At 42.5% G+C, this 26,289-nt stretch carries 26 protein-coding genes; 19 read left to right on the top strand and 7 right to left on the bottom strand.

Features of this window, described 5'->3' with window-relative positions; translation table 11 throughout:
• Positions 1–156: 156 nt before the first annotated feature.
• A complete protein-coding gene (locus tag AT864_RS11880; RefSeq protein ID WP_275900496.1) occupies positions 157–618 on the bottom strand; it encodes a MarR family transcriptional regulator in 462 nt (153 codons plus the stop codon).
• 367 nt (positions 619–985) lie between these two features.
• Here AT864_RS11880 and AT864_RS11885 point away from each other — a divergent pair, with 367 nt between their 5' ends.
• The 4 genes from AT864_RS11885 (at position 986) to AT864_RS11900 (ending at position 5,675) form a co-directional block, all read left to right on the top strand.
• Positions 986–1,750, top strand: a complete 765-nt coding sequence (locus AT864_RS11885) for an enoyl-CoA hydratase (protein WP_066149139.1) — start codon at positions 986–988, stop codon at positions 1,748–1,750.
• A gap of 171 nt (positions 1,751–1,921) precedes the next feature.
• Positions 1,922–2,974: a nitronate monooxygenase family protein gene (locus AT864_RS11890; protein WP_066149331.1), complete on the top strand. Its 1,053-nt coding sequence runs from the start codon at positions 1,922–1,924 to the stop codon at positions 2,972–2,974.
• A gap of 222 nt (positions 2,975–3,196) precedes the next feature.
• Positions 3,197–4,978 carry a sensor histidine kinase gene (locus tag AT864_RS11895; RefSeq protein ID WP_044746836.1) on the top strand — a complete coding sequence of 594 codons (1,782 nt, stop codon included), beginning with the start codon at positions 3,197–3,199 and terminating at the stop codon, positions 4,976–4,978.
• On the top strand, positions 4,944–5,675 hold the full coding sequence (locus tag AT864_RS11900; protein WP_066149140.1) for a LytTR family DNA-binding domain-containing protein: 732 nt from the start codon (positions 4,944–4,946) through the stop codon (positions 5,673–5,675). The genes AT864_RS11895 and AT864_RS11900 overlap by 35 nt, the downstream gene beginning before the upstream one ends.
• A gap of 171 nt (positions 5,676–5,846) precedes the next feature.
• On the opposite strand, the gene AT864_RS18530 is transcribed toward AT864_RS11900, so the two are convergent.
• Positions 5,847–5,981: a hypothetical protein gene (locus AT864_RS18530; RefSeq protein WP_255357508.1), complete on the bottom strand. Its 135-nt coding sequence runs from the start codon at positions 5,979–5,981 to the stop codon at positions 5,847–5,849.
• Complete coding sequence (locus tag AT864_RS11905; protein WP_044746834.1) at positions 5,962–6,156, bottom strand: Fur-regulated basic protein FbpA; 195 nt, start codon at positions 6,154–6,156, stop codon at positions 5,962–5,964. Before AT864_RS11905 ends, AT864_RS18530 begins: the two co-directional genes overlap by 20 nt.
• A 176-nt stretch (positions 6,157–6,332) precedes the next feature.
• Here AT864_RS11905 and AT864_RS11910 point away from each other — a divergent pair, with 176 nt between their 5' ends.
• The 11 genes from AT864_RS11910 to AT864_RS11960 all read left to right on the top strand — a co-directional run bounded on the left by AT864_RS11910 (position 6,333) and on the right by AT864_RS11960 (position 19,561).
• The gene (locus AT864_RS11910) at positions 6,333–6,632 is read left to right on the top strand and encodes a MerR family transcriptional regulator (RefSeq protein WP_044746833.1); all 300 of its coding nucleotides are present in this window, start codon (positions 6,333–6,335) and stop codon (positions 6,630–6,632) included.
• A gap of 95 nt (positions 6,633–6,727) precedes the next feature.
• On the top strand, positions 6,728–8,197 hold the full coding sequence (locus AT864_RS11915; RefSeq protein WP_066149142.1) for a Na+/H+ antiporter NhaC family protein: 1,470 nt from the start codon (positions 6,728–6,730) through the stop codon (positions 8,195–8,197).
• A 387-nt stretch (positions 8,198–8,584) separates the two neighbouring features.
• On the top strand, positions 8,585–8,707 hold the full coding sequence (locus AT864_RS18535; RefSeq protein ID WP_255357509.1) for a hypothetical protein: 123 nt from the start codon (positions 8,585–8,587) through the stop codon (positions 8,705–8,707).
• A gap of 26 nt (positions 8,708–8,733) precedes the next feature.
• A complete protein-coding gene (locus AT864_RS11920) occupies positions 8,734–9,693 on the top strand; it encodes an endonuclease I family protein (RefSeq protein WP_082063882.1) in 960 nt (319 codons plus the stop codon).
• 702 nt (positions 9,694–10,395) lie between these two features.
• Positions 10,396–10,977, top strand: a complete 582-nt coding sequence (locus AT864_RS11925; RefSeq protein ID WP_044746831.1) for a DUF5317 domain-containing protein — start codon at positions 10,396–10,398, stop codon at positions 10,975–10,977.
• A 157-nt stretch (positions 10,978–11,134) separates the two neighbouring features.
• Positions 11,135–12,970 carry a diguanylate cyclase gene (locus AT864_RS11930; RefSeq protein ID WP_066149143.1) on the top strand — a complete coding sequence of 612 codons (1,836 nt, stop codon included), beginning with the start codon at positions 11,135–11,137 and terminating at the stop codon, positions 12,968–12,970.
• Positions 12,971–13,224: 254 nt separating this feature from the next.
• Entirely contained in the window at positions 13,225–13,977 is a 753-nt protein-coding gene (locus AT864_RS11935; protein ID WP_066149145.1) for a DeoR/GlpR family DNA-binding transcription regulator, read from the top strand.
• Positions 13,974–14,885: a 1-phosphofructokinase gene (gene pfkB, locus AT864_RS11940; protein WP_066149147.1), complete on the top strand. Its 912-nt coding sequence runs from the start codon at positions 13,974–13,976 to the stop codon at positions 14,883–14,885. The genes AT864_RS11935 and pfkB overlap by 4 nt, the downstream gene beginning before the upstream one ends.
• Positions 14,886–14,899: 14 nt before the next feature.
• Positions 14,900–16,762: a PTS fructose transporter subunit IIABC gene (locus AT864_RS11945; RefSeq protein WP_066149148.1), complete on the top strand. Its 1,863-nt coding sequence runs from the start codon at positions 14,900–14,902 to the stop codon at positions 16,760–16,762.
• Positions 16,763–17,634: 872 nt separating this feature from the next.
• Positions 17,635–18,498, top strand: coding sequence for a permease (locus AT864_RS11955; RefSeq protein WP_066149152.1), 864 nt, complete (start codon positions 17,635–17,637; stop codon positions 18,496–18,498).
• Between the two features lie 208 nt (positions 18,499–18,706).
• Positions 18,707–19,561 carry a TIGR03943 family protein gene (locus AT864_RS11960; protein WP_044743426.1) on the top strand — a complete coding sequence of 285 codons (855 nt, stop codon included), beginning with the start codon at positions 18,707–18,709 and terminating at the stop codon, positions 19,559–19,561.
• A 78-nt stretch (positions 19,562–19,639) separates the two neighbouring features.
• On the opposite strand, the gene AT864_RS11965 is transcribed toward AT864_RS11960, so the two are convergent.
• The 3 genes from AT864_RS11965 to AT864_RS11975 form a co-directional block, all read right to left on the bottom strand.
• Entirely contained in the window at positions 19,640–20,563 is a 924-nt protein-coding gene (locus tag AT864_RS11965; RefSeq protein WP_066149154.1) for an MBL fold metallo-hydrolase, read from the bottom strand.
• Between the two features lie 161 nt (positions 20,564–20,724).
• Positions 20,725–21,477, bottom strand: a complete 753-nt coding sequence (map, locus tag AT864_RS11970) for a type I methionyl aminopeptidase (protein WP_044743428.1) — start codon at positions 21,475–21,477, stop codon at positions 20,725–20,727.
• A gap of 122 nt (positions 21,478–21,599) precedes the next feature.
• Positions 21,600–22,886 (bottom strand): ATP-binding protein, encoded by a 1,287-nt coding sequence (locus AT864_RS11975; protein ID WP_066149156.1) that lies wholly within the window; start codon positions 22,884–22,886, stop codon positions 21,600–21,602.
• A gap of 246 nt (positions 22,887–23,132) precedes the next feature.
• Between AT864_RS11975 and AT864_RS11980 the strand changes: the two genes are divergently transcribed.
• Together AT864_RS11980 and AT864_RS11985 are read left to right on the top strand one after the other, a co-directional pair.
• Complete coding sequence (locus tag AT864_RS11980; protein ID WP_044743430.1) at positions 23,133–23,381, top strand: hypothetical protein; 249 nt, start codon at positions 23,133–23,135, stop codon at positions 23,379–23,381.
• Between the two features lie 482 nt (positions 23,382–23,863).
• Positions 23,864–24,661: a uroporphyrinogen-III synthase gene (locus AT864_RS11985; RefSeq protein WP_066149159.1), complete on the top strand. Its 798-nt coding sequence runs from the start codon at positions 23,864–23,866 to the stop codon at positions 24,659–24,661.
• A 73-nt stretch (positions 24,662–24,734) separates the two neighbouring features.
• Here AT864_RS11985 and AT864_RS11990 read toward each other — a convergent pair whose 3' ends face one another.
• Positions 24,735–25,088 (bottom strand): hypothetical protein, encoded by a 354-nt coding sequence (locus AT864_RS11990; protein ID WP_066149160.1) that lies wholly within the window; start codon positions 25,086–25,088, stop codon positions 24,735–24,737.
• 304 nt (positions 25,089–25,392) lie between these two features.
• Here AT864_RS11990 and AT864_RS11995 point away from each other — a divergent pair, with 304 nt between their 5' ends.
• Positions 25,393–25,911, top strand: coding sequence for a metal-dependent hydrolase (locus tag AT864_RS11995; protein WP_066149162.1), 519 nt, complete (start codon positions 25,393–25,395; stop codon positions 25,909–25,911).
• 85 nt (positions 25,912–25,996) lie between these two features.
• Complete coding sequence (locus tag AT864_RS12000) at positions 25,997–26,269, top strand: hypothetical protein (protein ID WP_066149164.1); 273 nt, start codon at positions 25,997–25,999, stop codon at positions 26,267–26,269.
• Positions 26,270–26,289 lie beyond the last annotated feature (20 nt).

Consider the following 26,289-nt stretch of genomic DNA (forward strand, 5'->3'; position numbering starts at 1 on the left):
CTCATAAGCTTTAATAACTTCATATTTAAACTCTTCAGAATAATGTTTGCCAGACACAGAAAAACTCCCCCTAAGAGAAAACAGATTTTTATTTTTTAATCTGTCTACCTTAGGGGGAGCATATCAAGGTAGAGTTGGGCTGTCTTTGGTTTATTTTTATTCATCAAATTTGTTCTGATTTATTTTGATCCCCTGTTTTTTTATTTCCGCCTCCAAATGCCTGCTATACTTCTCAGCGAAATGGATCATCATATCAAGTTGTTCCTCTGTTATTTGCTCAAATACGGCTTTATCTCGCTCTCGAAACTCTTTGTGCAGTTCCTCATGGATTTTATAAATGATTTTCCCTTGCTCAGTGAGTCTAAAATAGATTTCTTTCTTGTTATCCGGCTTCTGGTAGCTTTCGATAAGGCCTTTTTTTATGAGCTTCTTGGTCATTTTGCTTATGGCACCTCTAGTCATATAAGAGAACTCCGCAAGTTTTGTTACATTGGAATCTACATGTTTTCCAATGTATTCGATGCAATGTACTTCAGAAGGCTTATAACCCTTAAGACTTTCTTCCATCTTAGTCTTATTAAGCAAAATCAACTTATTTAATAAATTCTTGAAGCTCATTAAGACCTGTTCTTCTTTGTCCACTGCCTGTCCTCCTACTCATTGGTGCATTAACTTTATTATATGAAATTTTTATTTTCGTTTCAAAACTCTATTTGTTTATAGGCTGGGTTGTCGGCTTTACGCCGCTGCTCTTTTTTGAGGGTAACGGGCCATAATGATGGCTTTACTAGATGCGAAGGGGTGGATTTTGGCTTATAAAAAAGGAATTTTGCTTGCTGTGAGGAAATACAAATAAAAGGGCTGTGGATTGTTCAAGCTTTTTTTCGCATGCCGTCTGTCATGCCGGCAGTTTTACAGAAAATGAAAATAAGACGGTCTTGCTATGAATGATCGCACCCATATGAGTCAAACAAGGGGGAGAAAAATGGAAACAGTCGTGCTTTCTTTTTCAGGAAACTTGGCGTTATTAGAGCTGAATCGTCCCGAATCATTAAATGCGATCAATGTTCAAATGCTAAATGAACTGCTAGAAGCGTTGCATCAAGTCGAGCAGAGTGAGGCCTCCATTCTTGTCATTCGCGGCAGAGGAAGAGGGTTTTCCGCCGGTGGCGATATTAAAACGATGCTTAATGTAGATGATCCAGAAGCGTTTCATAAGGTGATGAGTACGATTCAAAAGATTATTGTGACTTTGTATACGTTGCCGAAGGTCGTCATTGCTTCGATTCATGGACCTGCAGCAGGGTTGGGATTAAGCTTGGCTTTAGCGGGCGATTATGTGATGGCTGCGAAGGAAGCGCGTTTAGCCATGAATTTTATTGGGATTGGGCTGATCCCGGATGGAGGAGGTCATTTCTTTTTAGCGAAACGGATCGGTGAAATCAAGGCTAAGCAATTGATTTGGGAAGGAAAACAAATGAGCGCACACGAAGCCTATGAGCTCGGCATCGTTGATTGGCTGGCGGAAGATGGGGAGCAAATCGAGCAAAAAATCAGCGAATGGCAGGCTAAGCCGCTGCAAGCGATGATTGCCAGTAAAATGTTGTATGCCCGTTTAGGCAAAAATGAGTTATTAAAGGTATTGCAGCTTGAAGCAGAATGGCAGCAGCATATGCGGCAAACGAAAGATCATCGTGAAGGGATTCGCGCCTTTCTTGAAAAACGGAAGCCAAATTTTATCGGAAAGTAGCTTATATATACGGTTCTTTCAACAGAAGCAAAGTATTTCGGTGGACTGTAAAGAAAATTTATCCCAAAATGGTTGTTGGATTTCGGATAGTTATCCTGTATTCATCTATGACATCATGCGGCTTTTTATGGGTGCGCAACAGTCGGAAAGGGGGAGATGCCGATGAACGGAATGCTGCGCTCGCTTCAGCTTCCTATTATTCAGGCCCCAATGGCAGGCGGGGCCTCAACTCCACAGCTGGCCGCTGCAGTGTCCAATGGCGGAGGGCTCGGTTTTTTAGCTGGCGGCTATAAAACGGCAGAAGAAATGAGAAATGAAATAAAAAAGATTCGGGGCTTGACCGCCGCTCCATTTGGCGTCAACGTATTTGTACCTGGGGAAAATAAAGCAGACGAGCAGGAATTAGTCAGCTACAAAGCACAATTAGCGGAAGAAGCGAAACGTTTTGGCATCACGCTTGAAGCAGAAAAATGGGACGATGATGAGTGGGAGGAGAAGCTTGCGGTTTTAAGGGAAGAAAAAGTCCCGGTCGTCAGTTTTACATTTGGTTGTCCTTCACGCGAGGTGATGGAGTCATTACAAGCTCATGGCTCCTTTATAATTGTAACCGTGACATCAAAGGATGAAGCGATCCAGGCAGTACAAGAGGGAGCGGATGCTCTTTGTGTGCAAGGAATGGAAGCGGGAGGGCATCGTTCCGTATTTCGCAACAGCAAAGAAGCGGACGACCAAACGAGCTTATTGGTTTTATTGCAGCAAGTTCGCGATGTTGTCAAGGTGCCGTTGATTGCAGCAGGGGGAATCATGACAGGACGGGATATTGCTTCCGTGTTGGCGGCAGGAGCATGTGCCGCACAGTTGGGAACCGCTTTTTTGCGTTGCCCAGAGAGCGGGGCACATCCGGTGCACAAGGCAGCGCTTGCTGATCCGCAGTTTCAAACGACAGCGGTTACCCGTGCGTTTACAGGGCGGCCGGCACGAGGTCTTGTGAATCGATTTTTCCTTCAACATGATGCAACCGCTCCAGCTGCTTATCCGCAGGTGCATCATTTGACTAAACAGCTGCGCAAAGCTGCTGCCCAACATGGCGACCCGCATGCGATGGCATTATGGGCTGGACAGGGATATCGGCTAGCTAAGGCGCTGCCGGCAGCCGAACTGCTTTCACTATTAAGGGAGCAGCTGAAGGAAGCATGGGCGGAAAGGATGATTTTGGATCTGTAAAATGGATTGCCTACGAAAGCATAGATGATTTTTAATCAATCATGAAAGCGGGGGAGAAGCTGATTTTCTAGCCCCGTTTTTTTATCGCTTTTTTGGCTATTCGAGCACTGTCTGATGCGAAAGTAGAACGAATATATTTTTTGATTTTTCTGTAAATATCAACACCAAAAGTTCTAGCGAAATGTGTAAAACATGATATGATAAAAAATAGAGGTGAGAGCGATGTGGCAGCTTTGTCTTTCCATGGTTGAAAGGCTTGGAATTATTGTGATGGTCGCTTTTTTATTGACGCGTCTTCCATATTTTCGCCGCTTAATTTATCATCAAGAAGTAGACGGGATGCAGCGGTTTATTATTATGGTCATTTTCGGAATTTTCGGCATTGTTGGTACTTATACAGGCTTGACCGTTCGGGTTGAAACATTTGAAATTATGAAATGGCCATGGTCGTTAAAAGAGAATGAAGCGCTTGCTAATTCGCGTGTTATTGGAGTTGTTATTGCCGGTCTTCTCGGCGGCTGGAAAGTAGGGCTTGGAGCCGGGCTGATTGCCGGAATTCACCGGTTGTTTCTTGGTGGATTTACCGCTGTGGCTTGCGGAATTTCTACGATGGCTGCCGGTGCTATTGCTGGGATTGTGCATCATCGTAAAAAAAGAGCGAACGCTCTTTCGCCACGTGTGGCACTTATGGTGGGAATGGCCGCCGAGTCTTTGCAAATGCTTGTCATTTTGTTGGTGGCCAAGCCATTTGCGAGTGCGTGGCTTTTGGTAGAAGAAATCGGAATTCCAATGATTATTGCGAACGGGCTTGGCAGCGCCATTTTTATTTTAGTGATTCGCAATGTTTTTCAAGAGGAAGAAAAAGCGGGGGCTCTACAGGCTGAAAAAGCGATGCGTCTGGCGGAAGCAACCGTTCATCATTTGCGAAACGGCTTGACTCCGCAGTCCGCTAGGGCGATATGCGAGCTTTTTATTCGGGAGGTGCCGTCCGTAGCGGTGGCCGTTACGGATCGAACTCATATTCTTGCCCATGTGGGGGCAGGCAGTGACCACCACTTGGCTGACGAGCCGATCCAAACAGAAATGACGCGCCGAGTGATTGAAACAGGAGAAATGATAATTGTGCGCGATCGTGTGATTTGCGGCCACCGGCATTGTCCGCTGCATAAAGCCATTATTGCTCCGCTGAAGCGAAAAGATGAAACCATTGGGACACTTAAGTTTTATTTTCATTCGGAAGCGGAGCTATCATCGATTGCAGTAGAATTTGTAAAAGGGCTATCTTCGCTTTTAAGCCTGCAGCTTGAAATTGCCGAAGCAGAAAAATATTATCAGCTTATGAAAGAAGCGAAAATTAAAGCGCTGCACGCACAGGTGCACCCGCATTTTTTATTTAATGCGCTTAATACGATTGTCTCATGTATTCGAATCGATCCGAATCGCGCCAGACAGCTTCTTGTGTCTTTAGCGTATTATTTTCGCAAAAATTTAGCGGATGCAACGGAGATGCTGTCAACACTTGAAGAGGAGATCAGGCATGTCCAGGCGTATTTGACGATTGAAGAAGCGAGATTTCAAGATAAATTGCGCGTCCGCTATGAAATCGAGGCCGGGTATGAGCAAATGACCCTGCCGACGATGACATTGCAGCCGCTTGTCGAAAATGCGGTGCGGCATGGCTTGAAGCATATGAAAAAAGGAAGCGAAATTGTTATTTCTGTCAAAGCAGAGGGAAGTATGGTGAAAATCTCCGTTTCTGATAATGGAAAAGGAATGACAGAGGAGCAATTATCGCAATTGTTGAAGGCGCCGATTGCTTCCCAATCCGGTGCAGGAATCGGATTGTATAATGTCTATGAGCGTTTAAAATCGCTGCTTGGGGAGGAGGCGGAGCTTTCGCTTGCCTCTGAAAAAGGAAAGGGAACAACGGTTCAATTGCTTGTTCCATATACAGAAAGAAAGGTGGGATATGCGGTTGCGTATTCAGGTTATGGTCGTAGATGATGAGCCTTTGAGCCGCGAAGAGCTAAAGCATCTGCTCTGTGTATATGAACAGATCGAACTTGTCGGTGAAGCGGATTGCGGAGAAAGCGCATTAGAGAAAATTGTTACATTAGAGCCCGATGTGGTTTTTCTTGATATTGAAATGGCGGAAATGTCCGGATTAAGTCTAGCTAAAATGCTGCAGCGCATGAAGCAGCCGCCGAGCATTGTGTTCGCTACCGCCTATCCTAATTATGCGGTAGAGGCGTTCCGATGTGAAGCGGTCGATTATTTGCTGAAGCCATTTGATGAAGGGCAGATTCGCGAAACGATATGGCGTTTGATTCGCAAATTTGAAAAAGAAAGGCCGGCTGCTTCTGAGGAGGCGGTTCGCAAGCTGGCCGTCGAGGAAGACGACGGGATTGTTTATGTTTCGCCACACGATATTTTGTATTGCTGTCGAGAAATTAAAGATACGCTTATTGTTACGAAGCAAAAAACGTATTATACGAAGGTGTCGCTAAAGGATTTGGAGCAAAAGCTAAAAGGAAATCTGTTTTTCCGGCCGCATAAAAGCTACTTGGTGAATGTGGAAAAAATTGCGCAGCTCACCCCCTGGTTTAATGGAGCATATCAGCTGTCACTCGAGGGAACGGCCGATAAAATTCCGGTGAGCCGGAATTATGTCAAAGCATTGCGACAACGGTTGGAATTATAGAGGAAGCTAGTTTAGTTCACTTTATTTGAAATGGAAAATCAAGGGATGGAAACGAGACATAAAAGGCTATTGAAAAAATGCTGATGAAGAAGAGGAGCTAATTTTATGCTCCTTTTTTGTACATAGGGCCCCCTGAACGAAAAGGAGTGAGAGGCAGGGGGCGATGAAAGGTCATCTGTTTTGTACGAATCGCAACAATTCGTACGCTCGATCGCCGACAAGAAGAATAAGCTGTTCAAACAGTTCGTCGCGTTTTATATCTAAATCTACGACTTTTTTAGCTAATTCAAGAGCTTGCCGATTCAACATCATCCCCTCCGTTTCTTTTCCGACGGCTTTTATTTTTCTCATATTCATGACGCAGATCGCTTACGGTCCATTGGGAAAGGAGATCGGGATTGACAAACTGTCCCGTCCTCATCAGTTCATAAATATAAAACTGCTTTTGTTTCGACAGGGCTTTCCGCATGAATGCTCCCATATGATCAACTCCCTTTTTCTTTTCATCTTATATGATTCAGCTAATGATTTCATATCTTTTTGTTAGTTTTTCTTACATAAAATCGGAATGATTGTTAATTTTTTTAACAATATGGTAACAGTTTTCCCTTAAAACTTTTATAATAATGTTAGAAAAACTATCATAGGAGGGGCGCCATGTCACATAAAGAAGATTCTTATAAATTCAAAAAGGTTATTTCGATCGGAATTGTTAGTGAGTTAACAGGGCTCTCGCAACGGCAGATTCGCTACTATGAGGAACGAAAGCTCATTTTTCCAGATCGATCAAAGGGAGCGCGCAAATATTCATTTGATGATGTAGAACGATTAATGGATATTGCCGATAAGCGAGAAGAGGGCGTTACGACCCGAGAAATTCGCAAAGAGTTGACAAAGGAAGTTAGAGAAAAAATGTTAAAAGGACAAATGAATGCTCACTTTCGTCTGCGCGGATAAACCAATAGCCAAAATGGAGAAGAGAATACATTTTAGCCGTACGAATCATACTAACATATAAAGTAAAAGATTTATTGACAAAGGAGCGGTTCATGATGGAGCCTTCTTGGAAATCTCTTCTCCCATTTTTAATTGTGATTCCACTATCAATATGGACGCGGCAAGTCATTCCCGGTTTGTTTGCTGCGCTGATGCTAGGCAGCTACTTAATAGAGCCAACGCTGCTTGGCGGTTTAAAAACGATGCTGTCTTATGTCGTTCATAATCTTATGCAAACGAATAACATCCGAATTATTATTTTCCTTTATGTATTTGCTGGCTTAATTAGTATGATCAAATATACAGGAGGAATCAAAGGCTTTGTTCACCTCGTGAGCAAAAAGGTGAAAACAGCGAGAAGCGCTCTCCTGCTTACGTGGGTTTCGACGATGGTGACCTTTAGCGATCCTGATTTTCGGATTGTGACAGTGGCTCCTATTATGAAAGCGCTGAAAAGACGTCTTCATTTATCGTCCCAGCAAATCGGTTTTACAATTGAAGTGACCTCCAATCCTGTCGTAGCGTTGATTCCGCTGGCGACTGCGTTTGTCGGATACATGGTGTCGGTGATTGATAAAGCGCTGAAAACCGCCGGGATTCATGAAAAAGCCTACACCATTTATGTCCAAAGCATTCCTTTTAACTTTTTTTCATTCACCATTATTGTGGTTGGTCTGTATTATAGCTTTTTTAAATACTCGAAAAAAACGGAGCCGATGGCCGACATAAAAAAATGGAATCAGGCGGTCATGGTTGAAGCGGCAAGCGAGGCGGAAGCCAATCCGAACGAGGCTCAAGGGGAGGAAGGATTAGAAATCTGTCCAAAGGCATTTGAAAAAGAAACGCCGATCAGGCCTTGGAATTTAATGATTCCTCTTTCATTTGTGCTTGTATTAACGTTATTTCTTAGCTGGTGGGACGGACGGAAAGGAGCAAACAGCTTTTTTGATGCTTTTCTGCGCAGCGATGCCCTTGGAGTCATGCTGGAATCGTTAATCATAACGGTCATCGTCGCTGTGGCCTACTTTTTATTTCAAAAATTTAAGCTAGCGGATTTGCTCACTCATTTTGTCAAAGGCGGAAATGAGTTAATGTCTGTCATTATTATGCTTTCATTAATTTGGGCGGTGTCCGCGATTTCTGAGGACTTGGGATTCTCGCAGTATATTACGGATCATGTAAAAGGCTGGATTCCTCACTATTTTGTAGCTCCTGTATTGTTTTTATTGGGTGCGCTGATTTCTTATTTTATCGGCTCCTCTTGGGGAACGTGGGGATTATTAATGCCGCTTGGCGTTACGCTTGCTCATGAATCGGGCACGAACATTTTATTAGTGATTGGCGCTGTATTTGCTAGCGGTACATTTGGCGCTTTTGCTTCCCCGCTTAGCGATAACACGGTAACGCTTTGTACCATTTTAGATCTGCCGGTGATTGAATATGCGCGCACGAAGCTGCTTCCTTCTTTTATTGCAGCGGGCCTAGCCGTTATTTTATTCAGCGTCATGTCGTTTATTATGCGGTAGTCTGGTAGCATGGCTGAAAAGTGCTATATAAGGGTCACTTGATTCATATGGATCTCGTGCGGTTTTTCAACGGCCGGAGGAAGGTTTTTGAACTTGCCTCCGGCCGCTATTTTTTCAGAGCTTCCAGTTACTGAACCTTGCTTACTAGGCATGCCTCGACAGTTTTTCAAATGGTGAATATCTGCCAATCGGTTTTTTTGATATAATACAGATAATCACCATTTTATTTGTCCAGTTGCATCATCGGCTTCATCCTGAGAGCTAGCTGCTACGTTAGTTGTAGACAGAAGAAACAATCAATCATCATCCCTTCCTTGTTGTCTTCTCATTGTCTAGTGAATTCAAATGACCCGTGGCGTTCTAGTGTAAAATGGAAAGCCAAACAAGATGCGCACGGTCAAGAAAGCAAGCATTGACGTACCATATAGAGAAAGAATGACGATCCATATGCAGCCGTTTATCAATCAGGGGACAGAGAAGCTTGTTGTTTGCCTAAAAACCGGCGGATAAACCTCCTAAAAGGCGGGTGGAGGAAGATGGAAAATGAAATGAACCTGTTGAAAAGTGTTCAGGAGCTTGAACAGTGGAATTGCGAGGACTGCGATACGCAGTTGATGGTATTGAAGGAAAACCAGCAGCAAATCCAAGCGGATGCAAGGATCTATTACGATGAAACAAAAGATGGTCAAGCGATTAAGAGATATTACCGGAAGATTGAGCATCAAGCGGATAAGCTGTCCCTGTTTGTACAGTATCACGAACTGATTACAAAAACGCATAAGCGGAGATTGCCGTATTTTTTCAGTAAGGATGAGTATTTGTATACATGGGTCGATCTTCATCCGGATGGCTCCGTTCAAAGCATTTATTCAGGAGAGAAAAAGGCCCCTGAAACGATGATTGTCCGAGATTATGAAATCGTTAAAAAGAGATATGAGGAATTCCGGCTGCTGTTAAAAAAAATAAGAAAAAGTGAATTGAATGTCGAACAAAAGATAAAAGGGATTGAACAGCAATTTAAATTTAACACGGAGCATGTTGTGCCGCAATCATGGTTTGGAGCGCGAGAGCCGATGAAAGGAGATTTGCATCATCTGTTTGTGTGCCAGCCGGAATGCAATACGGTCCGCTCTAACTTTCCATATGCTGACTTTCCCTTCTATGAACCAGAATCACCTGATGAACTGATTCAAAATCATTGCGGCGTCGCTGAAAATGGCTTTTTTGAACCGGAATACGGAAAAGGGACAGTGGCAAGAGCGATGTTATATTTTTTACTGCGCTATCCGACGCAAATTGCCAAGGGAGTCCGCCGTAAAATTGATGTTCCGTTGCTTATTCGCTGGCACAAACAGTTTCCCGCTACGCTTTATGAAAGACATCGAAATCAAGCCATTTTTCTGATTCAAGGCAATCGCAACCCGTTTATTGATGTTCCGGAGTTAGCAGAGCATATGGTATTTCCGATCAAGCTCATAAAAAATAAAGCGATATAAATCGTGGTTATTTTTTTCGGGAGGGGCATTTAGGGGGACATAGAAGCAAGTAAGACAATCCTATCTCTAAGTGAAGGAGACGCTGGAACGCCTTCTCCTTTTGAAAGGTGGCCGAAGATCATCGCTTGGCAGGCAGTGAAAGGCGGTGCCGCTCGGCCATTTGTTATGCGAAATGATCGATAGAGAACGGAATGAACCTTTCTTTTCGTGGTGTAATCGAATGCAACGGTATGAATGGAATGTGTCCACATTTCTCTCGCCAATGATCAGATAGGGTATTCGGACGACCGTTTTCGTCATCAAGATGCATGACGCAAAGGAAAGGTGTGAGGTCGATAAGCCGGCTGCTTCGCCTTCCGATTGCCAAAAACATTCGTTTCCCTCGCTTCGCCTTTAAGCTGTATAATAGAGTTTGAAACGAGAAGAAGGGCGATTGAAAGATATCTTGATATAAATAGTTCTAAACTCCTATTTACATTTTTATACAAGAATAGATTTAATGGATATAAAGGGTAATAATTTTCTAAATATTTTTTCTGATTTTTGCATGAGAAAAGCAAGTGCTTGGACTGGCCTCCAACCATTGACTTCCCAGTTCTTCGCAAGGTGGATGTATATAGATTCAGGGAATGAGATGGCATAGGGCATGCGCGCGAATTTTGACGATTGATGGAAGGTGCGAGAGGCAAAGGAGAGTAAAAGATGGTTTATGACGGTATTCTTTTATCATTATTAATCGGTTTATTGCGCGGGGGGAATTTGAAAGGGATTGCCCATATAAACTTGCGCGGCGGCTGGCTTTTTCCTATTTTACTAGGGATTGAAATTTGTATTTTTATGTTGCAAAATAAAATAGATATAATTGGTCAAGCTAGCAATGTCTTGTTTCTTTTGATTTATGTAGTTGGCCTGATTTTTCTCTGGATGAATCGACACCAACCGGGTTTTTTGGTGATTTTTGCAGGAGTGTTTTTGAATTTCATTGTTATGGCAGTCAACGGCGGAAGGATGCCTGTTTCCATTGAAGCTGCACAAACGCTTGGGCGGGAGTATGTCGAAATTTTGAAGGCTGGCATATATGGAAAGCATGAAGCGATTCACGCTTCCACTGTTTTGCCGTTTTTAGGAGACATTATTCCGCTTTCCCCGCCATATCCGCGCCGGCAAGTAATCAGCATCGGCGATGTGGTCATGAATGTAGGAGCGTTTCTCTTTGTTCAGCATCTTATGGTGAATGGACAGAATAATCCTTCTTCACATCAAACCGCCCATGAAGGGAGGTGAACAGGATGAACGTAACCGTTAAAAAAGTGCTTGTGAACCTATTAATCATCGGTTCTGTTATCGTGGCGTTGACATCGGGATTTCGCTTAACATAAGTCTAAGTTTGGAGAAGTGTTATACTTCTCCTTAAAACCTTTGAAAACGAGAGTGGTTAAAGATGTTTTCAAGTAAATATTTTCATCAAAAAAATTTAGTTAAACTATATGTAGCAATTATTTATGGCGCAGGCTTATTTGTATGCTTGTGGAAAAGCAGTTTTTTTACTCAATCCTTAGAGGATTGGGTTTTAATTTATATGCTGTCTTCATCGGTTCTTTTATTAAGTTATTTTTCTATTCATCTTCCTCCGAAAGATAACTCATTTTCTATGGATTCAGCTATTTATTTAGCATCAATGTTTTTGTATGGTATTAGTTTAACATTAAATGTTTTGCTTTTTAGTATTATTATTGAATTATTGTATAAAAGAAGAAGAGTTGCTTCGTGGAAACATCTTTTTAATTTTTCTATGTATTCTTTAATGATGGTGGGAGCATATTATACATTTTTGCTTTTTGGTGGAAGAATAGGAGAGATTAATACCAACAATTTATTTCCATACATGATTAGTTTAGTAGTTTATTTTAGCTTGAATATTATGTTTATGTTTCTATTTTTCTTTCTGTCTGGACAAATTTTCAAAGGTACTTTCAATTTGGGAGTTTTAGGAGAAGCTTGTATTAGTTATTTTGTTACTTTATTGCTTTCTTTGGTTTTAGCCATTTTATTAGAAGAACAAAAATATTTTGGTTTATTTTTATTTACTGTTTTAGTCACATTGCTTTCATTTGTATTTCGAAAGTTTTTGCAGCTATATCAATCCGTCGCTGAACGAGCGAATCGGGATGATTTAACGGGTTTGTACAATCATGGTTTTTTTAAAGAAACGTTAAAAGAACATTTTGCAGATGTGAAAAAGTTGCCGCAATCTTTTTGCCTCGCGTTGCTGGATTTGGATGATTTTAAAAAATATAACGACTGCAATGGCCATTTGCGCGGGGACGAGCTGTTGAAGTTTTTCGGTGATTTATTGCAAGCCGAAACAAAGGAGAAAAATTATATTGTGGCGCGTTATGGCGGCGAAGAATTTGCCATTTTAATGCCGAACACAACGAAAGAAGCGGCCTTTTTATTTCTCGATCGGCTGCGTAAAAAAGTGAATGATACGTATTTTATTGGTGTTGAATATGTTCCTTATCGCTGTCTTTCTTTTTCCTGTGGAATTGCTGAATATGAAAAAGGAATGTATGACAGCGGTGAGTTAATTCATAAAGCAGATCAAGCCATGTATTATGCAAAAGCGCAAGGAAAGAATAATGTACAAATATATGACGAGGAAAATATTTGTTGGAGTCAAATTGAATTTAAAGAAGATTTGGAGGACATGGAGCAGCTGTTGAGAATTTTTTTATCAAAGGATGTCTATACGTACCGTCACAGCAAGCGGGTCTTTACGTATGCGCTTGAATTCAGTGAACGGCTTGATCTAACCGATCATGAAAAACAAACGCTTATTTTAGGAGCGCTTATTCACGATATCGGAAAGATCGAAGTGCCGCGCGACATTTTAAATAAAAAAGGAAAGCTGGAGCCTCATGAATGGGAAATTATCCAAAAGCACGTGATATGGGGAAAAGAAATTTTAGCTTCGAATCGCCGGTTTGAAGATGTGCTGCCGCTTGTTGAGCTTCACCATGAACGATATGATGGAAAAGGCTATCCATATGGATTAAAAGGAGAGGAAATTCCGAAGCTGGCTCGCATCTTATGCATCATCGATTCCTTTGATGCGATGACAACAGAGCGCCCGTATCAGCCCACCAAGACATTTGAAGAAGCTGTGGCCGAACTACGCGCCTGTGCAGGAACACAGTTTGACCCTTATTATGCCCAGCAGTTTATTCAGTTTATCGAAACGCAATATATGCCGCGTTTGGAGCGGACGAATCGCTAGCCATGTATATGAATATAGAGTTCGTGTTGTTTTTTGACGGCCGAAGATGAGTATGTGGACTTATCTTCGGCCGTTATTTTTTAGAGACCTTTTGTTCGACCTTCAAGCTGTATTTATCGGGAATGATTATTTTTGATTGATTTATAGATAATTTTTGATTTTTTATGAATGAACTTGATTGATTTTGATTGATTTTTCGTTCGCCATACGATATGATGAAAGCAACGATATGATTCAGAAGGGGAGGTGAGACCGTGCTGACAGCGGAAAGACATCGCCTGATTCTAGAATTATTAGCAGAAAAAAAGATTGTGAAATTGCAGGAACTGGTTGAAGCAACGGCGTCTTCCGAATCAACCATCCGCCGCGATTTAAACCAACTGGAGAAGGAGAAAAAATTGCGGCGCGTTCATGGAGGAGCTGCTGTTTTGCATCAAAAAAGAGAGGAATTGAGCATACTTGAGAAATCAGAAAAGTATATACAAGAAAAACGAATGATCGCTCAATATGCTGCGGGTTTTGTTGAAGCTGGCGATTGCATTTACTTAGATGCAGGCACAACGACTCTTGAATTGATACCGCATTTAAATGCCAAAGATCTTGTTGTTGTGACCAACGGCATCACTCATTTAGAAGCATTGCTGGAGAAAAATATTCCCACTTATTTGCTAGGCGGATTGATTAAAAAGAAAACAAAGGCGCTAATTGGACGCGGGGCGCTTCATTCATTAGAAAATTATAGCTTTGACAAATGCTTTATTGGTGTGAATGGCATCCATCTTGAATACGGATACACAACACCAGATCCGGAAGAAGCGATGGTGAAAAGCATGGCGATTAAGCTTTCTCGGCAAGCCTATGTTTTAGCAGACCACTCGAAAATAAATGAAAGCACATTTGCGAAAATTGCCGATTTGCCAGCGGCCACGATTATTACAGATGAGTTAGATGAAGAACTGCTGGAACAATACGAAGCAAAGACCGAGGTTAAGGTTGTGACAAAATGATTTATACATGTACACTAAATCCTTCTGTTGACTATATTGTCGAAGTAGATCATTTTCAAATTGGTGAACTGAATCGAGCGTTGAGTGCAACGACCTTTCCAGGTGGAAAAGGAATTAATGTATCGCGCGTACTGAGACGTCTTGGTGTGCCAAATACGGCTTTAGGCTTTATTGGTGGATTTACAGGAGCCTTTATTGAGCATGAATTACAGAGCGAAAATATTCAGTTTGATTTTGTCAAAGTGCCGGAAGATACGCGAATTAATATTAAATTAAAATCGGGAAAAGAAACCGAAATTAATGGAAAAGGCCCGACGATTTCCTTTGATTCGCAAAAGGAAATGCTCAAAAAAATTCAATGTTTGCGGCCTGATGACTTTCTCGTGCTGGCTGGCAGCATTCCTTCCTCGCTTTCTGTGCGTTTTTATGAACAAATCATGGACGTGGCGAAAAAAGCGCAGGTAAAAGTGATCGTGGATACAAGCGGCCCCGCCCTAAAGAGGCTCATGAACGACCAGCCGTTTTTAATGAAGCCGAATCATCGCGAGCTAGGAGAATTATTTGATACGGTTTTTCATTCGAAAAGAGAGGTCGCCATATATGGACGCCGCCTAGTTGAATGGGGTGTGAAGCATGTCATTGTCTCACTTGCAGGAGAGGGAGCGTTCTTTTTTGATAAGGAAACCGCGCTGTTTGCTGAAGCGCCGAAGGGAGCGGTAAGAAATTCGGTTGGCGCTGGTGATTCGATGGTCGCAGGCTTTCTAGCTGCCTATACGAGCGGAAAAAGTGTAGAAGAATCATTTGCTTATAGTGTCGCATCCGGAAGCGCTACCGCTTTTTCGCAAGACTTATGCACAAAAGAAAATGTCGAGCGGTTGCTTGGCCAAGTAAAAATCATGCGCATTTAAAAGGAGGTGTGATCGTGAAAATTACGGATTTATTAACAGAGGAAACGATTGTTCTTGAGGCGAAAGCGAGAACAAAGGAGGAAATTATTGACGAGCTTGCTCAAACATTGGAGCAAGCAGGTGTATTGCATGATTTGAAAGCGTTTAAAGAGGCGGTTTTGCTCCGTGAAGCGCAGAGTACGACGGGAATCGGCGATGGAATTGCCATTCCTCATGCGAAAACATCCGCGGTGGCCAGACCGGCGGTGGCCTTTGGCCGATCTAATCTTGGAATCGATTATGACGCATTGGACGGAAAGCCAAGCCATTTATTTTTTATGATTGCTGCTCCGGATGGGGCGGATCACACTCATTTGGAAGCGCTCGCCCGTCTATCATCCATGCTGATGGATGCCGCATTTCGTTCACGTGTTGAAAGCGCTTCAACTAAGGAAGAGCTGCTTTCTGTCATCAAAGAAAAAGAAGCGGCAGAAGAGATAGAGCCTGAAACGGCGCCAGCTTCAGCGAAAAAAATAGTAGCGGTTACAGCTTGTCCAACCGGAATTGCCCATACGTATATGGCGGCTGATGCGCTCAAAGCGAAAGCGAAAGAAATGAATATCGACATCAAAGTTGAAACGAACGGTTCAAGCGGTGTCAAAAATGAATTAACAGCGAAAGATATTGAAGAAGCCTCTGCTGTTATCGTTGCGGCAGATAAGCAAGTAGAAATGGAGCGCTTCAGAGGGAAGCCTGTGCTGCAAGTGCCTGTTGCTCAAGCGATCCGCCAACCGGAAAGGCTGATTGAGCAGGCCTTAAAGCAAGAAGCACCCGTCTATCAAGGAAGTGGGGCCAAGCTGGAATCAACTCATGTGAAAGGACGTACAGGCTTTTACAAGCATTTGATGAACGGCGTATCAAACATGCTTCCGTTCGTGGTCGGCGGGGGGATTTTGATTGCGATCTCCTTCCTGTTTGGAATCAAAGCCTTTGATCCAAACGATCCATCGTTTCATCCATTAGCCAAGGCATTGATGGATATTGGAAGCGGCAACGCCTTTGCGCTTATGATTCCTGTACTTGCGGGGTTCATTGCCATGAGCATTGCTGATCGCCCAGGATTTGCGCCAGGAATGGTTGGCGGATTTATCGCAGCTAATGGCGGGGCTGGATTTTTAGGAGGATTAATCGCAGGCTTTTTAGCCGGATATTTAGTGGTTGGACTTAAGAAAGCCTTTCATAAGCTCCCTGCTGCGTTTGAAGGCATTAAGCCTGTATTGATTTATCCGCTATTTGGTATTCTTATCACTGGGTTTATTATGCTGTATGTAATTGTCGATCCAGTAAAAGCATTAAATGATGGAATGAAGCATTGGCTTTCCAGTCTGGGAACAGGGAATCTTGTACTATTGGGACTCATTCTTGGCGGAATGATGGCGATTGATATGGGTGGACCGATTAATAAAGCGGCCTTTACATTCGGACTTGCCATGATTGATGCCGGAAATTACGCTCCACATGCGGCGATTATGGCAGGAGGGATGGTTCCTCCGCTCGGTCTGGCCTTGGCCACGACATTGTTTAAGCGTAAATTTACAAAAGCGGAACGGGAAGCTGGAAAAACATGCTATATTATGGGCGCCACGTTTATTACGGAAGGAGCCATTCCATTTGCAGCCGCCGATCCAGTGCGTGTCATCCCTTCGATTATTGTCGGGTCGGCGATTGCCGGAGCGTTAACGATGCTGTTTAAAATCGGCCTGCCAGCGCCGCATGGCGGAATTTTTGTCATTCCGATCGTCAAAGGAAGTCCATGGTTATATATACTTGCTATTTTAATAGGATCCATCGTCACAGCCTTGATGATTGGTCTGTGGAAAAAAGAAGTGAAAGAATAAAAGATGGATAGGAAAACGAGGCGTGGAAACGCTTCGTTTTTTTATGAGAAAATTTTATGAAATTCTCATGAAAAGGATGGATCAGTCGTGCTAAAATAAAAAAGTTGCTGTTAGGGTATATTTGTCAATAACGACGGAATCGGTCGGAAAACGGTGTTGTGTGAACTTTTGCTATACATTCGTGCGACAGGTAAGTCTCTGGCGATTGGCTTCCGTCAGCGATCATTTGTTTCATCCGGCATAAAAAGACGCTATTGGCCAATGCGGATAAACGGAAACATATTCAACAAATAAGGTGTTTTATTAATAAATTTTTTGCCATAGACCTCTATATGATGATCCGATTGCCAGGGGCAACCGATGCTGCTTCCTGCAAGTGGCTTTGTTTGTAAGCGGCTGATTGTTCGGCGCTCAGTGGCGCTTTGGCGTGACAGAAGTCCGTTACCGATTGATCTTCCGTTGTCGAAAAAATGGAGGAGATGGGTTTCTGGTGAAAACTCCATCTGTATTTCCATATAGAAAGTTTGAAACGTTCAGTTGTATTATGATAGTATAACGATCATCGATGCTTCGCATACAGCAACGGCACGTCTGGAACGATGGAATCAGTCGGCTGATTGCAACATGATCCGTTGATGGAATGGCCAATATATAGTTGGAATTGGTCATGTTCACAGTTGCATGGATACGAAGGTTGAACCGATTTTTCCACTCATTTTCGTTACAGAAGTGCGTGGTGAAAAACAAGTCGCGAGACCCTTTCGACCGAGGGCTGTTACAGATACCATTTGTTCAATTGTTTTAGTTATAATTTATACAGATATAATGGTGAGATCCTGTTATGAACTTTATTAAAGAAAAGGAGAGGCCGCATGAAGTCCTTTCTACAGCTTAATACTATTTTTGTTAGTATTTTAATAGAGTCTATTCCTTTTATATTAATTGGTGTATTTATTTCGGGTATTATTCAAATGTTTGTGACAGAAGAAATGGTCAAAAAATGGGTTCCGAAAAATAAAGTGCTGGCTGTCCTGTATTCAGCTCTCATTGGCGTGTTGTTTCCAGCATGCGAATGCGGCATTGTACCGATTACCCGCCGTTTAGTTACGAAAGGGGTGCCGCTACATGCTGCCATTCCGTTTATGTTGACAGGGCCTGTCGTTAATCCAATCGTCCTGTTTTCTACGTATATTGCCTTTGGCAGCAATTTTAAAATGGTGATTTATCGTGCGGTTTTTGCGTATATTGTGGCTGTCATGGTTGGACTCATATTATCGATACAATATAAAGATGAGCAGCTGCGAAACCAAGAAGTGATCCATGCTTCCCCGTCCCGGACATTGAAGGAAAAATGGATGGGGACGCTAGAGCATACGGTGGAAGAATTTTTTACGTCAGGGAAATATTTAATTATCGGTGCTTTTATCGCTTCTGCTATGCAAACGTACGTCAAAACATCAACACTTCTGGCCATTGGACACGGGAAAATGACGGCATCTCTTGTGATGATGGCGCTGGCGTTTGTGCTTTCATTATGCTCTGAAGCGGATGCATTTATTGCTTCGTCGTTTCAAAATACATTTTCTTTTGGAGCATTGGCTGCCTTTTTAGTATATGGACCGATGTTGGATATTAAGAATACGCTTATGCTGCTTCAATCGTTTAAAACACGATTTGTGCTTGTGCTGATTGCTTATATTACACTCTTTGTTTTTATCGGCTCATTATTGATTTAACATAACCTGTCGAGAATTCTCCCACCTCTAAACAAAGGGTAAGTGGAGGGGGATTCATTAAGGAGAACGACTTTTCTGATCCGGAAATTTTACTATCCATATGGCTTGGAAGCAGGGCGATAGTTGAATCGATGAGATGAAGCAGCTTGGCGGCCATATCTTGCTGGCAGTTCAGCATAAAAAAGCGGTGAATAAGGAGGGCGGTTCGATGCTGCGCACATATATTTTACTTGGCTTTGCTTTTGTTTTTTTTCATTTGCATGCCACTGGTGATATAAGCAAATACATTAATATGCGCTACTCTTACTTGTCGTTTAGTGCCATTTTTTTGTTTGTTTTTCTAACGGTTATTCAATTTATCATCGCAAATCGAAAGGAGAAACATACACATCATCACCATTGTCATGATGATTGCTGCCATCATCATGAAGAGGGGCAGCCGAAGTGGAAAAAAGCGCTTAATTATGCTATTTTCATTTTTCCGATCGTCTCAGCATTAGCATTTCCCATCGCTACGTTGGATTCAGACATTGTCAAAGCCAAAGGGTTTCATATTCCAGGATTTGATACGCAAAGCGAAGACCCTACCGTGCAGCGGCAGTTTTTGCGTCCTGATACAAGCATTTATTATGATCGAAGCGGCTATGAGGATTTAATGAGAAAGGATTTGGCTCAATTCTCTAAAAAATCCAGTCTGATTCTCAATGACCAAAACTATTTAAAAGCGATTGAGACCATTTATCAATTTCCAGGTGAGTTTAGCGATAAAGAGATTGAATTGGATGGCTTTGTTTACCATGATGAAACAACGAATAAGGACCAAGTATTTATTTTGCGATTTGGCATCATCCATTGTGTAGCTGATTCAGGGGTCTATGGACTGCTGGCTGAGTTTGCAAAACCGCCTGCTCTCAAAAATGATGAATGGATTCATATAAAAGGGGAACTATCCACTATGTATTACCAGCCGTATAATGCTGTTATTCCATATGTGAAGGTAGCATCTTGGCATACGATGAAACAACCGGAAGAGCCCTATGTGTTTCGCGGCTATGACCGTTAGCAAATGGAATAGGAGATGGATGATCGTCAGACAGCCCTTGCCGTTTATTAAGCAGCAAGGGCTGTCTGCCTATGCTGGCTAGCCGCAGCAATTCAATACTTCTCCAAGCTTTAAGCAGCGCAGCCGTTCTAGATCGAGCTGGCGCCTTTGCCATTCAGATACGAGACGGTCAAGCGCTTCCTGCGGTGTGTCATCAGCGAGGCGGAACGCTCCATAATGCATGGGAATAAATATATTGGCTTGACAGTCCATAAAGGCTTGAACGGCTTCCTCAGGAGTCACGTGCTGCGGCCCCATAAACCATTCTGGTTCATAAGCGCCGATGGGCAGGAGCGCATAGTCGATAGAAAAACGTTCACCAATTTCGCGAAAGCCGCGAAAATAGCCGCTGTCACCGGCAAAATAAAAGGTTGGCTGTCCATCTGTATGGATGATCCAGCCCCCCCAGTGGGAGGTATTCATATCTAGCAATGTTCTTCTTGTCCAGTGCTGTGCGGGCACAAAGGTAAAGAATGTTCCTCGATACTCCACGGTATCCCACCAAGAGCATTCTGTCACATGTTGATATCCTTTTCGGCGGAATAGACGTCCAAGGCCAACTGGAACGAAAAAATGAGGATTTCCTTTTAGTTTGCGAATGCTGGAAAAATGTAAATGGTCGTAATGGCCGTGTGAAATAAGAACAATATCGACAGTTGGCATGTCGTTGATCGCAATTCCCGGAGCAGTAAGCCGTTTAGCTGTCCCCATTCTTTTAGCCCATACAGGGTCTGTCACAACCGTTATTCCATTTGTTTGGATAACAAAGGTAGAATGGCCGATCCATGAAAGCAATGTATTCGCTTGATTCTCATGAAGCTGTTGATATTCAGGCGGATCAACGTGTGGAACTTGATAGGAAAGATCCTTTTGTTTGGTTTTTCGTTCTTTTTGCCATCGACGAAAGTCAGAAAATGTTTTTTTAGTCGAAATAAGGTCTAAATTTTCATATCGCTTCATGATGCTTTCCTTCCTTTTTAAACCGTTTGAGAGCTATCATATCACATTCTCTCTTCCTGCTGCTTTGACAGGTTCATTTTTCACGATGTATCTAAATGATTTGTACGAACGGCAAATAAAAAGTGAATAAGATGGTCCGCGCAAAAGGCGGACCTCCATTCATTTTATATGGAACAAGTAGTCAAAATTAACGGTCCGTTTTTCGTAATGGCAATTGTATGCTCGTATTGGGCAGAATAAGATCCGTCTACCGTTCTGGCTGTCCAGCCGTTCTTGTCCATGCGGCTCTGCCATTTTCCGGTGTTTACCATCGGTTCAATCGTAATCACCATGCCCTCTTTTAGGCGCATCCCTTTTCCTTTTTGCCCGAAGTGGGGAATGAACGGTTCTTCGTGAATGGTCGGACCGATGCCATGACCCGTAAAGTCGCGGACAACTGAAAAACCTTGTGCTTCCACATATGTTTGGATAGCATAACCGATATCCCCGATCCGGTTTCCGACTACAGCCTGTTCAATTCCTTTATATAAAGATTGTTCCGTAACAAATAACAAGGATTTCAGCTCCTCGCTGATTTCGCCAACGGCATATGTCCATGCCGAATCAGCAAGCGCTCCATGCAAATTTACAACGAAATCAATGGTGACGATATCCCCGTTTTTCAGCGGCTCATGGCGTGGAAAACCATGACATATTTCATCATTGATCGAAGCGCATGTGGCATATTGATAGCCTTTATACCCCTTTTGTTCTGGAGTAGCTCCATGTTGAGCTAAAAAATTCTCAACAAAATGGTCAATTTCTGCTGTTGTTATTCCTGGCTGAATGAGTTTGGCAATTTCTTGATGGCAAGCAGCCAGTAATTTTCCGGCTTCCTGCATAAGCTGAATTTCTCGTTCTGTTTTTAAATGAATCATTGTCAATAAGCTTCTCCTTTATTCTCATCTTTCTTTCTTATTTTAACATATTTGCCGAGAAATCTCTCATCTTGACAGCGCGTAGGCTGGAGCGGTTCATATTATGTATATGAAGGAAAAGGTTAAATGACTAGAGCATTTTCTTGGTCGCTGGCCGTCTGCTTTTGTCTTGATTGCGCTAATGGGAAATAGATACATACGGTTGTCCCTTTGTTAACTTCGCTTGTAATATGAATGGTTCCGTCCATCGATTCAACGATGCGATAAACGACCATCATGCCAAGTCCTGTTCCTTTTGTGCCTTTCGTCGTAAAATAAGGTTCACCAAGCCGGTCGATTTGTTCTTTTGTCATGCCGATTCCTGTATCACTCACGCGGATTAAAATTTGCTCATGCTCAATAGATACATAAATATCAAGTGTTCCGCCATTTTGCATTGCTTCAATGGAGTTTTTCATAATATTCAATAAACATTGCTGGAATTTTTCTCGTTCTCCTTTTACATGGAAGGGGATTAACGATGCTTGAATATCCACACTGTTCATGTTGGCAAGCGGACGCAGCAAATCAATGACTCGTTCAATTTCTGTTTTGACATTGAGCTTTTCTACATATTCTGGGGCCGGTTTAGCAAATGTCAAATAATCCGTAATAATCGACTCCGCCCGATCTAATTCTTCGATGGCAATTTGGATGTACTGCTTTCGTTTTTCCGGTGGCAAATGGCTCTGCTCAAGCAACTGCATAAAACCTCGGGCGGCAGTGAGCGGATTGCGCACCTCATGAGAAATGGAAGCGGCTAAGTGGCTAACGACTTCCATTTTTTCTGCTCGAATAATTTGTTTGCGCAATGAGTTGTTTTTATAAAGCATTTCTTTTAAATAACAGGCTGTTGCCATGCTAATGGGTTGAATAATCAAATACGAAGACCAAAACGGCAGCGATGAGAACGCCATTTGATCCAATAGGACGGTCAACATCCCGGAAAAGGTGGATAAAACAAAGGTGAGCAAGATACGCTGCTTAACAGACAATGATAAAAAATATTTTGACAGCAGCATGCTAACGAACATCACAAAAAAGGATGGCATGACGGTAATCATCCATTGTTCTTTTCCTAAAAGTATGTGATATCCAATTGCAAGCAAACAAAGAATGAAGCCAACAAGCGGTCCTTTATATAAACTTCCGAGCCAAAGAGGAATTTGGTGCAGATTGTAATCGCGCTCTGTGTCGGTGCTGATTGGAAAAGTCATGCAAAGAAAGGTCGTTAAAGCAAACGAAACGGTTAGCACATGATTTTTAAGCAGTTTTGGCACCTTTCGTTCCTCTAGCCATAACGGAACGGCGAAAATGGGAGCTAAAATGAAAAATAAATTCAACAAAAAATCCTTCAAAATATTAAGCATAAAAGCACCTTCTTTCGCATTTCGACAGCATGTACTAGTCTATTTCATTGTAAACAAAAAAACTGTCAAATGTTAAGGGGGAATCATTAGAGTTATTTTGACATAAATCCTGCTTTTTCAACACATTGATGCATAAATGACAAGGTTCGTTTAACTGCTCAAAAATTTGTTGATTTTTTTTGGTTTATTGTTCAATATTTTCTTCTATATAATTTTATTGGAATGGAAAGAAAAAGGGGGAGTTTTATGACAGGGGATCAGTATAACCAACTTATCCAATGGATTCAGCAAAAACAGCCTGTCAAAATCAAGATGCGTCATGGAGAAGCAACATTTTTGCCGGTAAAGCTATATCAAGATGCGCAAAAATTATTTGTATACAACAGAGAAATGCGGTTGATGAATATTGCTTTTGACGATATTATCTCCATCAAGCCAACACGTATTTACGGTTCGTTTGATCGGCGCAAGCTGATACATATGTATATGCTGTAAAAAAAGGGCGGTCTGTGACCGCTCTTTGTCGCTTTTAGAGGTTTTATATGGATAGGTGGCCAACGCTTTTCCTTTTGTTATATACTATGTGTATGAAAAATGAAACAAATCTGAAACCTGTGTTTCCTTTGGCTAGCAAGCGAGCCGTTGTTTGGTCTATGGTCGTTTAAATTAGGATCCGCGGTGCTAGGTGAGCATAACGTACGGTTACTACTTTAACATCTATTTTCATGTGAGCAGGTGATGCCCCCGCCTCTGACCGTTGGTTTTTACATGGATATACAAGTCAATCAAGCTCTAAACGTTTTAGAGACTGTTGACCAATGTTTTGTATTCTGCATTAGGGACCTCGCATGGCTGCGCTCTTAAGCCATTTGCGGCTGAAGAAATCGACATAAGATAGTTTACAAGAATGATAGGGCAAGGTTCATGGTGATTTTGTCTAGCAAATAAACATCATTGCAAGGAAGGGGAAGCAAAAATTGAAGGGAAAACGAGTCGCTTTATGTGCATCAAGAAAGCTGGAAGAAATGGCAACGTTGATTGAAAAGCAAGGAGGCATTCCGCTTGTGCGACCTGCTCAAGGAACGGTATTTGCTAAAAAAGAAGAGCTTGTTCACGAAATCGAAGAGGTGATTGCAAGCCGCCCAAGTTGGATGATCTTTACAACGGGGATTGGAGTAGATGCATTATTAGAAGCAGCTGAGCGAGGAGGAATGAAAGAAAAGTGGCTGGAGACGATTCGGCAAGCGAATGTTGCTATTCGCGGCTATAAAACAGCAGCCGCCCTGAAACGAATCGGAATCGCTCCTATTGCGGAAAGCGATGACGGAACGACGAAAGGATTAATTCGCTCGCTACAATCATTTTCATTTGCTCAAAAACGTGTGGTTGTCCAACTATACGGAGATACTGCTCCGTCATTAAAGCAATTTCTCCAGGAATCGGGCGCCATTTATACGGAATTGTTGCCTTATCAGCATATTGCACCAGATGAAGCGGTTCTTGGGCAGCTATATGAAGAAGTGACGAACCAGCAGGTTGATGCTGTTTGTTTTACGACAGCGATGCAAGTGCGTTTTTTCTTTTCTTTTGTTAAGGAAAAGAAAGACCTTGAGCAGCTGCGTCGGGCTTTTGCTAGGGATGTGGTCGCTTGTGCCGTTGGGAAAGTAACGGCTGAGGCGCTTTCTGAGGAAGGGGTCGATCGCATCGTTGCTCCAGAGCTGGAGCGCATGGGAGCGATGATCATTACTCTTGCCAAACACTTTAGTGCTAATTAAGAATGGCGAAAATAACAAGAAAGTTTTGTATGCTTTTTCACAAAGCGATGTAAAAAGAGAAAAAAACTAAACATTATATAAATCTTAATAAAGGCTCTTTTTCTGTAAATAACTCGTCGGTTTTGATTTGCAGCTCAATTTCTTTAGCAAGCAGTTCGGCATCATGAAATGAGTAAAGCGGCAGTGAGGCGAGATGAGGATATTCGTAGTAAAATATGTTTTCATTGTTTGACGGGTATACTTTGACGGTCCAATAATACAGCTCGCTAGCGTGGTCCGTTGGCGAGCCTTCTAAGGCGATGACCCAATGGGTTGCGGAAAACAACGTTTTTTTGTTTTCAGAAAGATTTTGTATAAAAGCGTTGCGGTCATTTTCCCCCATTGGAATAGCCGAGGTAGGATAAAGTTCTTTGTAGTTTGGAAACATAGCACCCCTCCCTTATATACATAATATATGTGCCCAAAACACAAAATGCCTTCTTTTTTAAAAAGCGAGGAAATGAAATAGAGTGGATGAGAAAAAATGAACAGGCAATCAGCAAGCCGGTTTAAACACGTGTGAGAAGTAATCATGGTGAGAGGGATTTACCTAGAATAATGGCTAAAGTTTTTCACCAATTTTCTTACTGTCTATTGCGATTAGGCGCTTTTCGTATTAGAATGTGAGGAGACGAACAAATATTCTTTTTTGTGGTATCATTAATGAAAACGTGTTTGTAGGTGATGGTTGATTGCGGTATCATACTCATGTGGTGACATCGTTGTGCATTGGAGCGGCAATCGCTTCACAAACCTCTTTGCCGTTTACGATTAGCTATACGGCCGGGATTATAGCGGGGAGCTTGCTGCCGGATATTGATGAACCGAAATCATATGTCGGCCGCCGGTCATTAGGAGCTGCGCAAAAAGTGAAGCAGGCGTTCGGCCATCGCGGAATGACTCACTCGCTTTTTGTTTGGGCTGTACTCGCTCTTATTATTATGCTTGAATCGCCGTCGGTTTTTGCAAGCGGGCTCGTATTGGGTTATTTGCTTCACATTTTAGAGGATTTTTTATCGGTTCAGGGAGTGCCGCTGTTCTGGCCTTTGCAGGATAAACGATACAAAATTCCGTTATACCGGACAGGGAGCCGCTTGGAAACGGTCCTCTTTTATGGTTCCTTTTCGTTGCTGATCTACATAGCCAGCCAGTATCAGCTGTTTCATGAATGGCTGCGATCGCTGCGGTCGTTTTTTCAGCAAATATGGTGAGGGGGCGAACATCTCGCTTTTTTTTCTTAAACAAATCTGTTATGTTTATGTTAGGTAGGACGCTGAAAGAAATGAGGTAGGGGAAATGGAAACACCCTTTGATCTGCTGCCCTATTTATCGTTAGTGAGCGCTTTGTTTGTAGCGATGAAATGCTACATGACTCAATATCGGAAAAATAGGCTGTTTCTCCATCAGCTTGAGTTTTATGATGTGGAGGTACACAGCCGGCAGCAGGATAATCAATGGATACGGCTGCCGCTGTATCGCTTGTTTATATGGAGGCAGCGAAAGATTCCAGTCAGGGAACGATCGCCTGTTTCCGATGAGGATGGAAGGAGTCTCCTTGCTTTTCGCTAAGAAGAGAATAAGCAAGGAGG

The sequence above is a fragment of the Anoxybacillus sp. P3H1B genome, from assembly GCF_001560855.1.
Lineage (GTDB): Bacteria > Bacillota > Bacilli > Bacillales > Anoxybacillaceae > Anoxybacteroides > Anoxybacteroides rupiense.

Coding starts and splice junctions, on each gene's coding strand:
- AT864_RS11880 (WP_275900496.1), bottom strand. CDS start 618: ATGAGCTTCAAGAATTTATTAAATAAGTTGATTTTGCTTAATAAGACT.
- AT864_RS11885 (WP_066149139.1), top strand. CDS start 986: ATGGAAACAGTCGTGCTTTCTTTTTCAGGAAACTTGGCGTTATTAGAG.
- AT864_RS11890 (WP_066149331.1), top strand. CDS start 1,922: ATGCTGCGCTCGCTTCAGCTTCCTATTATTCAGGCCCCAATGGCAGGC.
- AT864_RS11895 (WP_044746836.1), top strand. CDS start 3,197: ATGTGGCAGCTTTGTCTTTCCATGGTTGAAAGGCTTGGAATTATTGTG.
- AT864_RS11900 (WP_066149140.1), top strand. CDS start 4,944: ATGCGGTTGCGTATTCAGGTTATGGTCGTAGATGATGAGCCTTTGAGC.
- AT864_RS11905 (WP_044746834.1), bottom strand. CDS start 6,156: ATGGGAGCATTCATGCGGAAAGCCCTGTCGAAACAAAAGCAGTTTTAT.
- AT864_RS11910 (WP_044746833.1), top strand. CDS start 6,333: ATGTCACATAAAGAAGATTCTTATAAATTCAAAAAGGTTATTTCGATC.
- AT864_RS11915 (WP_066149142.1), top strand. CDS start 6,728: ATGGAGCCTTCTTGGAAATCTCTTCTCCCATTTTTAATTGTGATTCCA.
- AT864_RS18535 (WP_255357509.1), top strand. CDS start 8,585: ATGCGCACGGTCAAGAAAGCAAGCATTGACGTACCATATAGAGAAAGA.
- AT864_RS11920 (WP_082063882.1), top strand. CDS start 8,734: ATGGAAAATGAAATGAACCTGTTGAAAAGTGTTCAGGAGCTTGAACAG.
- AT864_RS11925 (WP_044746831.1), top strand. CDS start 10,396: ATGGTTTATGACGGTATTCTTTTATCATTATTAATCGGTTTATTGCGC.
- AT864_RS11930 (WP_066149143.1), top strand. CDS start 11,135: ATGTTTTCAAGTAAATATTTTCATCAAAAAAATTTAGTTAAACTATAT.
- pfkB (WP_066149147.1), top strand. CDS start 13,974: ATGATTTATACATGTACACTAAATCCTTCTGTTGACTATATTGTCGAA.
- AT864_RS11955 (WP_066149152.1), top strand. CDS start 17,635: ATGAAGTCCTTTCTACAGCTTAATACTATTTTTGTTAGTATTTTAATA.
- AT864_RS11960 (WP_044743426.1), top strand. CDS start 18,707: ATGCTGCGCACATATATTTTACTTGGCTTTGCTTTTGTTTTTTTTCAT.
- map (WP_044743428.1), bottom strand. CDS start 21,477: ATGATTCATTTAAAAACAGAACGAGAAATTCAGCTTATGCAGGAAGCC.
- AT864_RS11975 (WP_066149156.1), bottom strand. CDS start 22,886: ATGCTTAATATTTTGAAGGATTTTTTGTTGAATTTATTTTTCATTTTA.
- AT864_RS11980 (WP_044743430.1), top strand. CDS start 23,133: ATGACAGGGGATCAGTATAACCAACTTATCCAATGGATTCAGCAAAAA.
- AT864_RS11990 (WP_066149160.1), bottom strand. CDS start 25,088: ATGTTTCCAAACTACAAAGAACTTTATCCTACCTCGGCTATTCCAATG.
- AT864_RS12000 (WP_066149164.1), top strand. CDS start 25,997: ATGGAAACACCCTTTGATCTGCTGCCCTATTTATCGTTAGTGAGCGCT.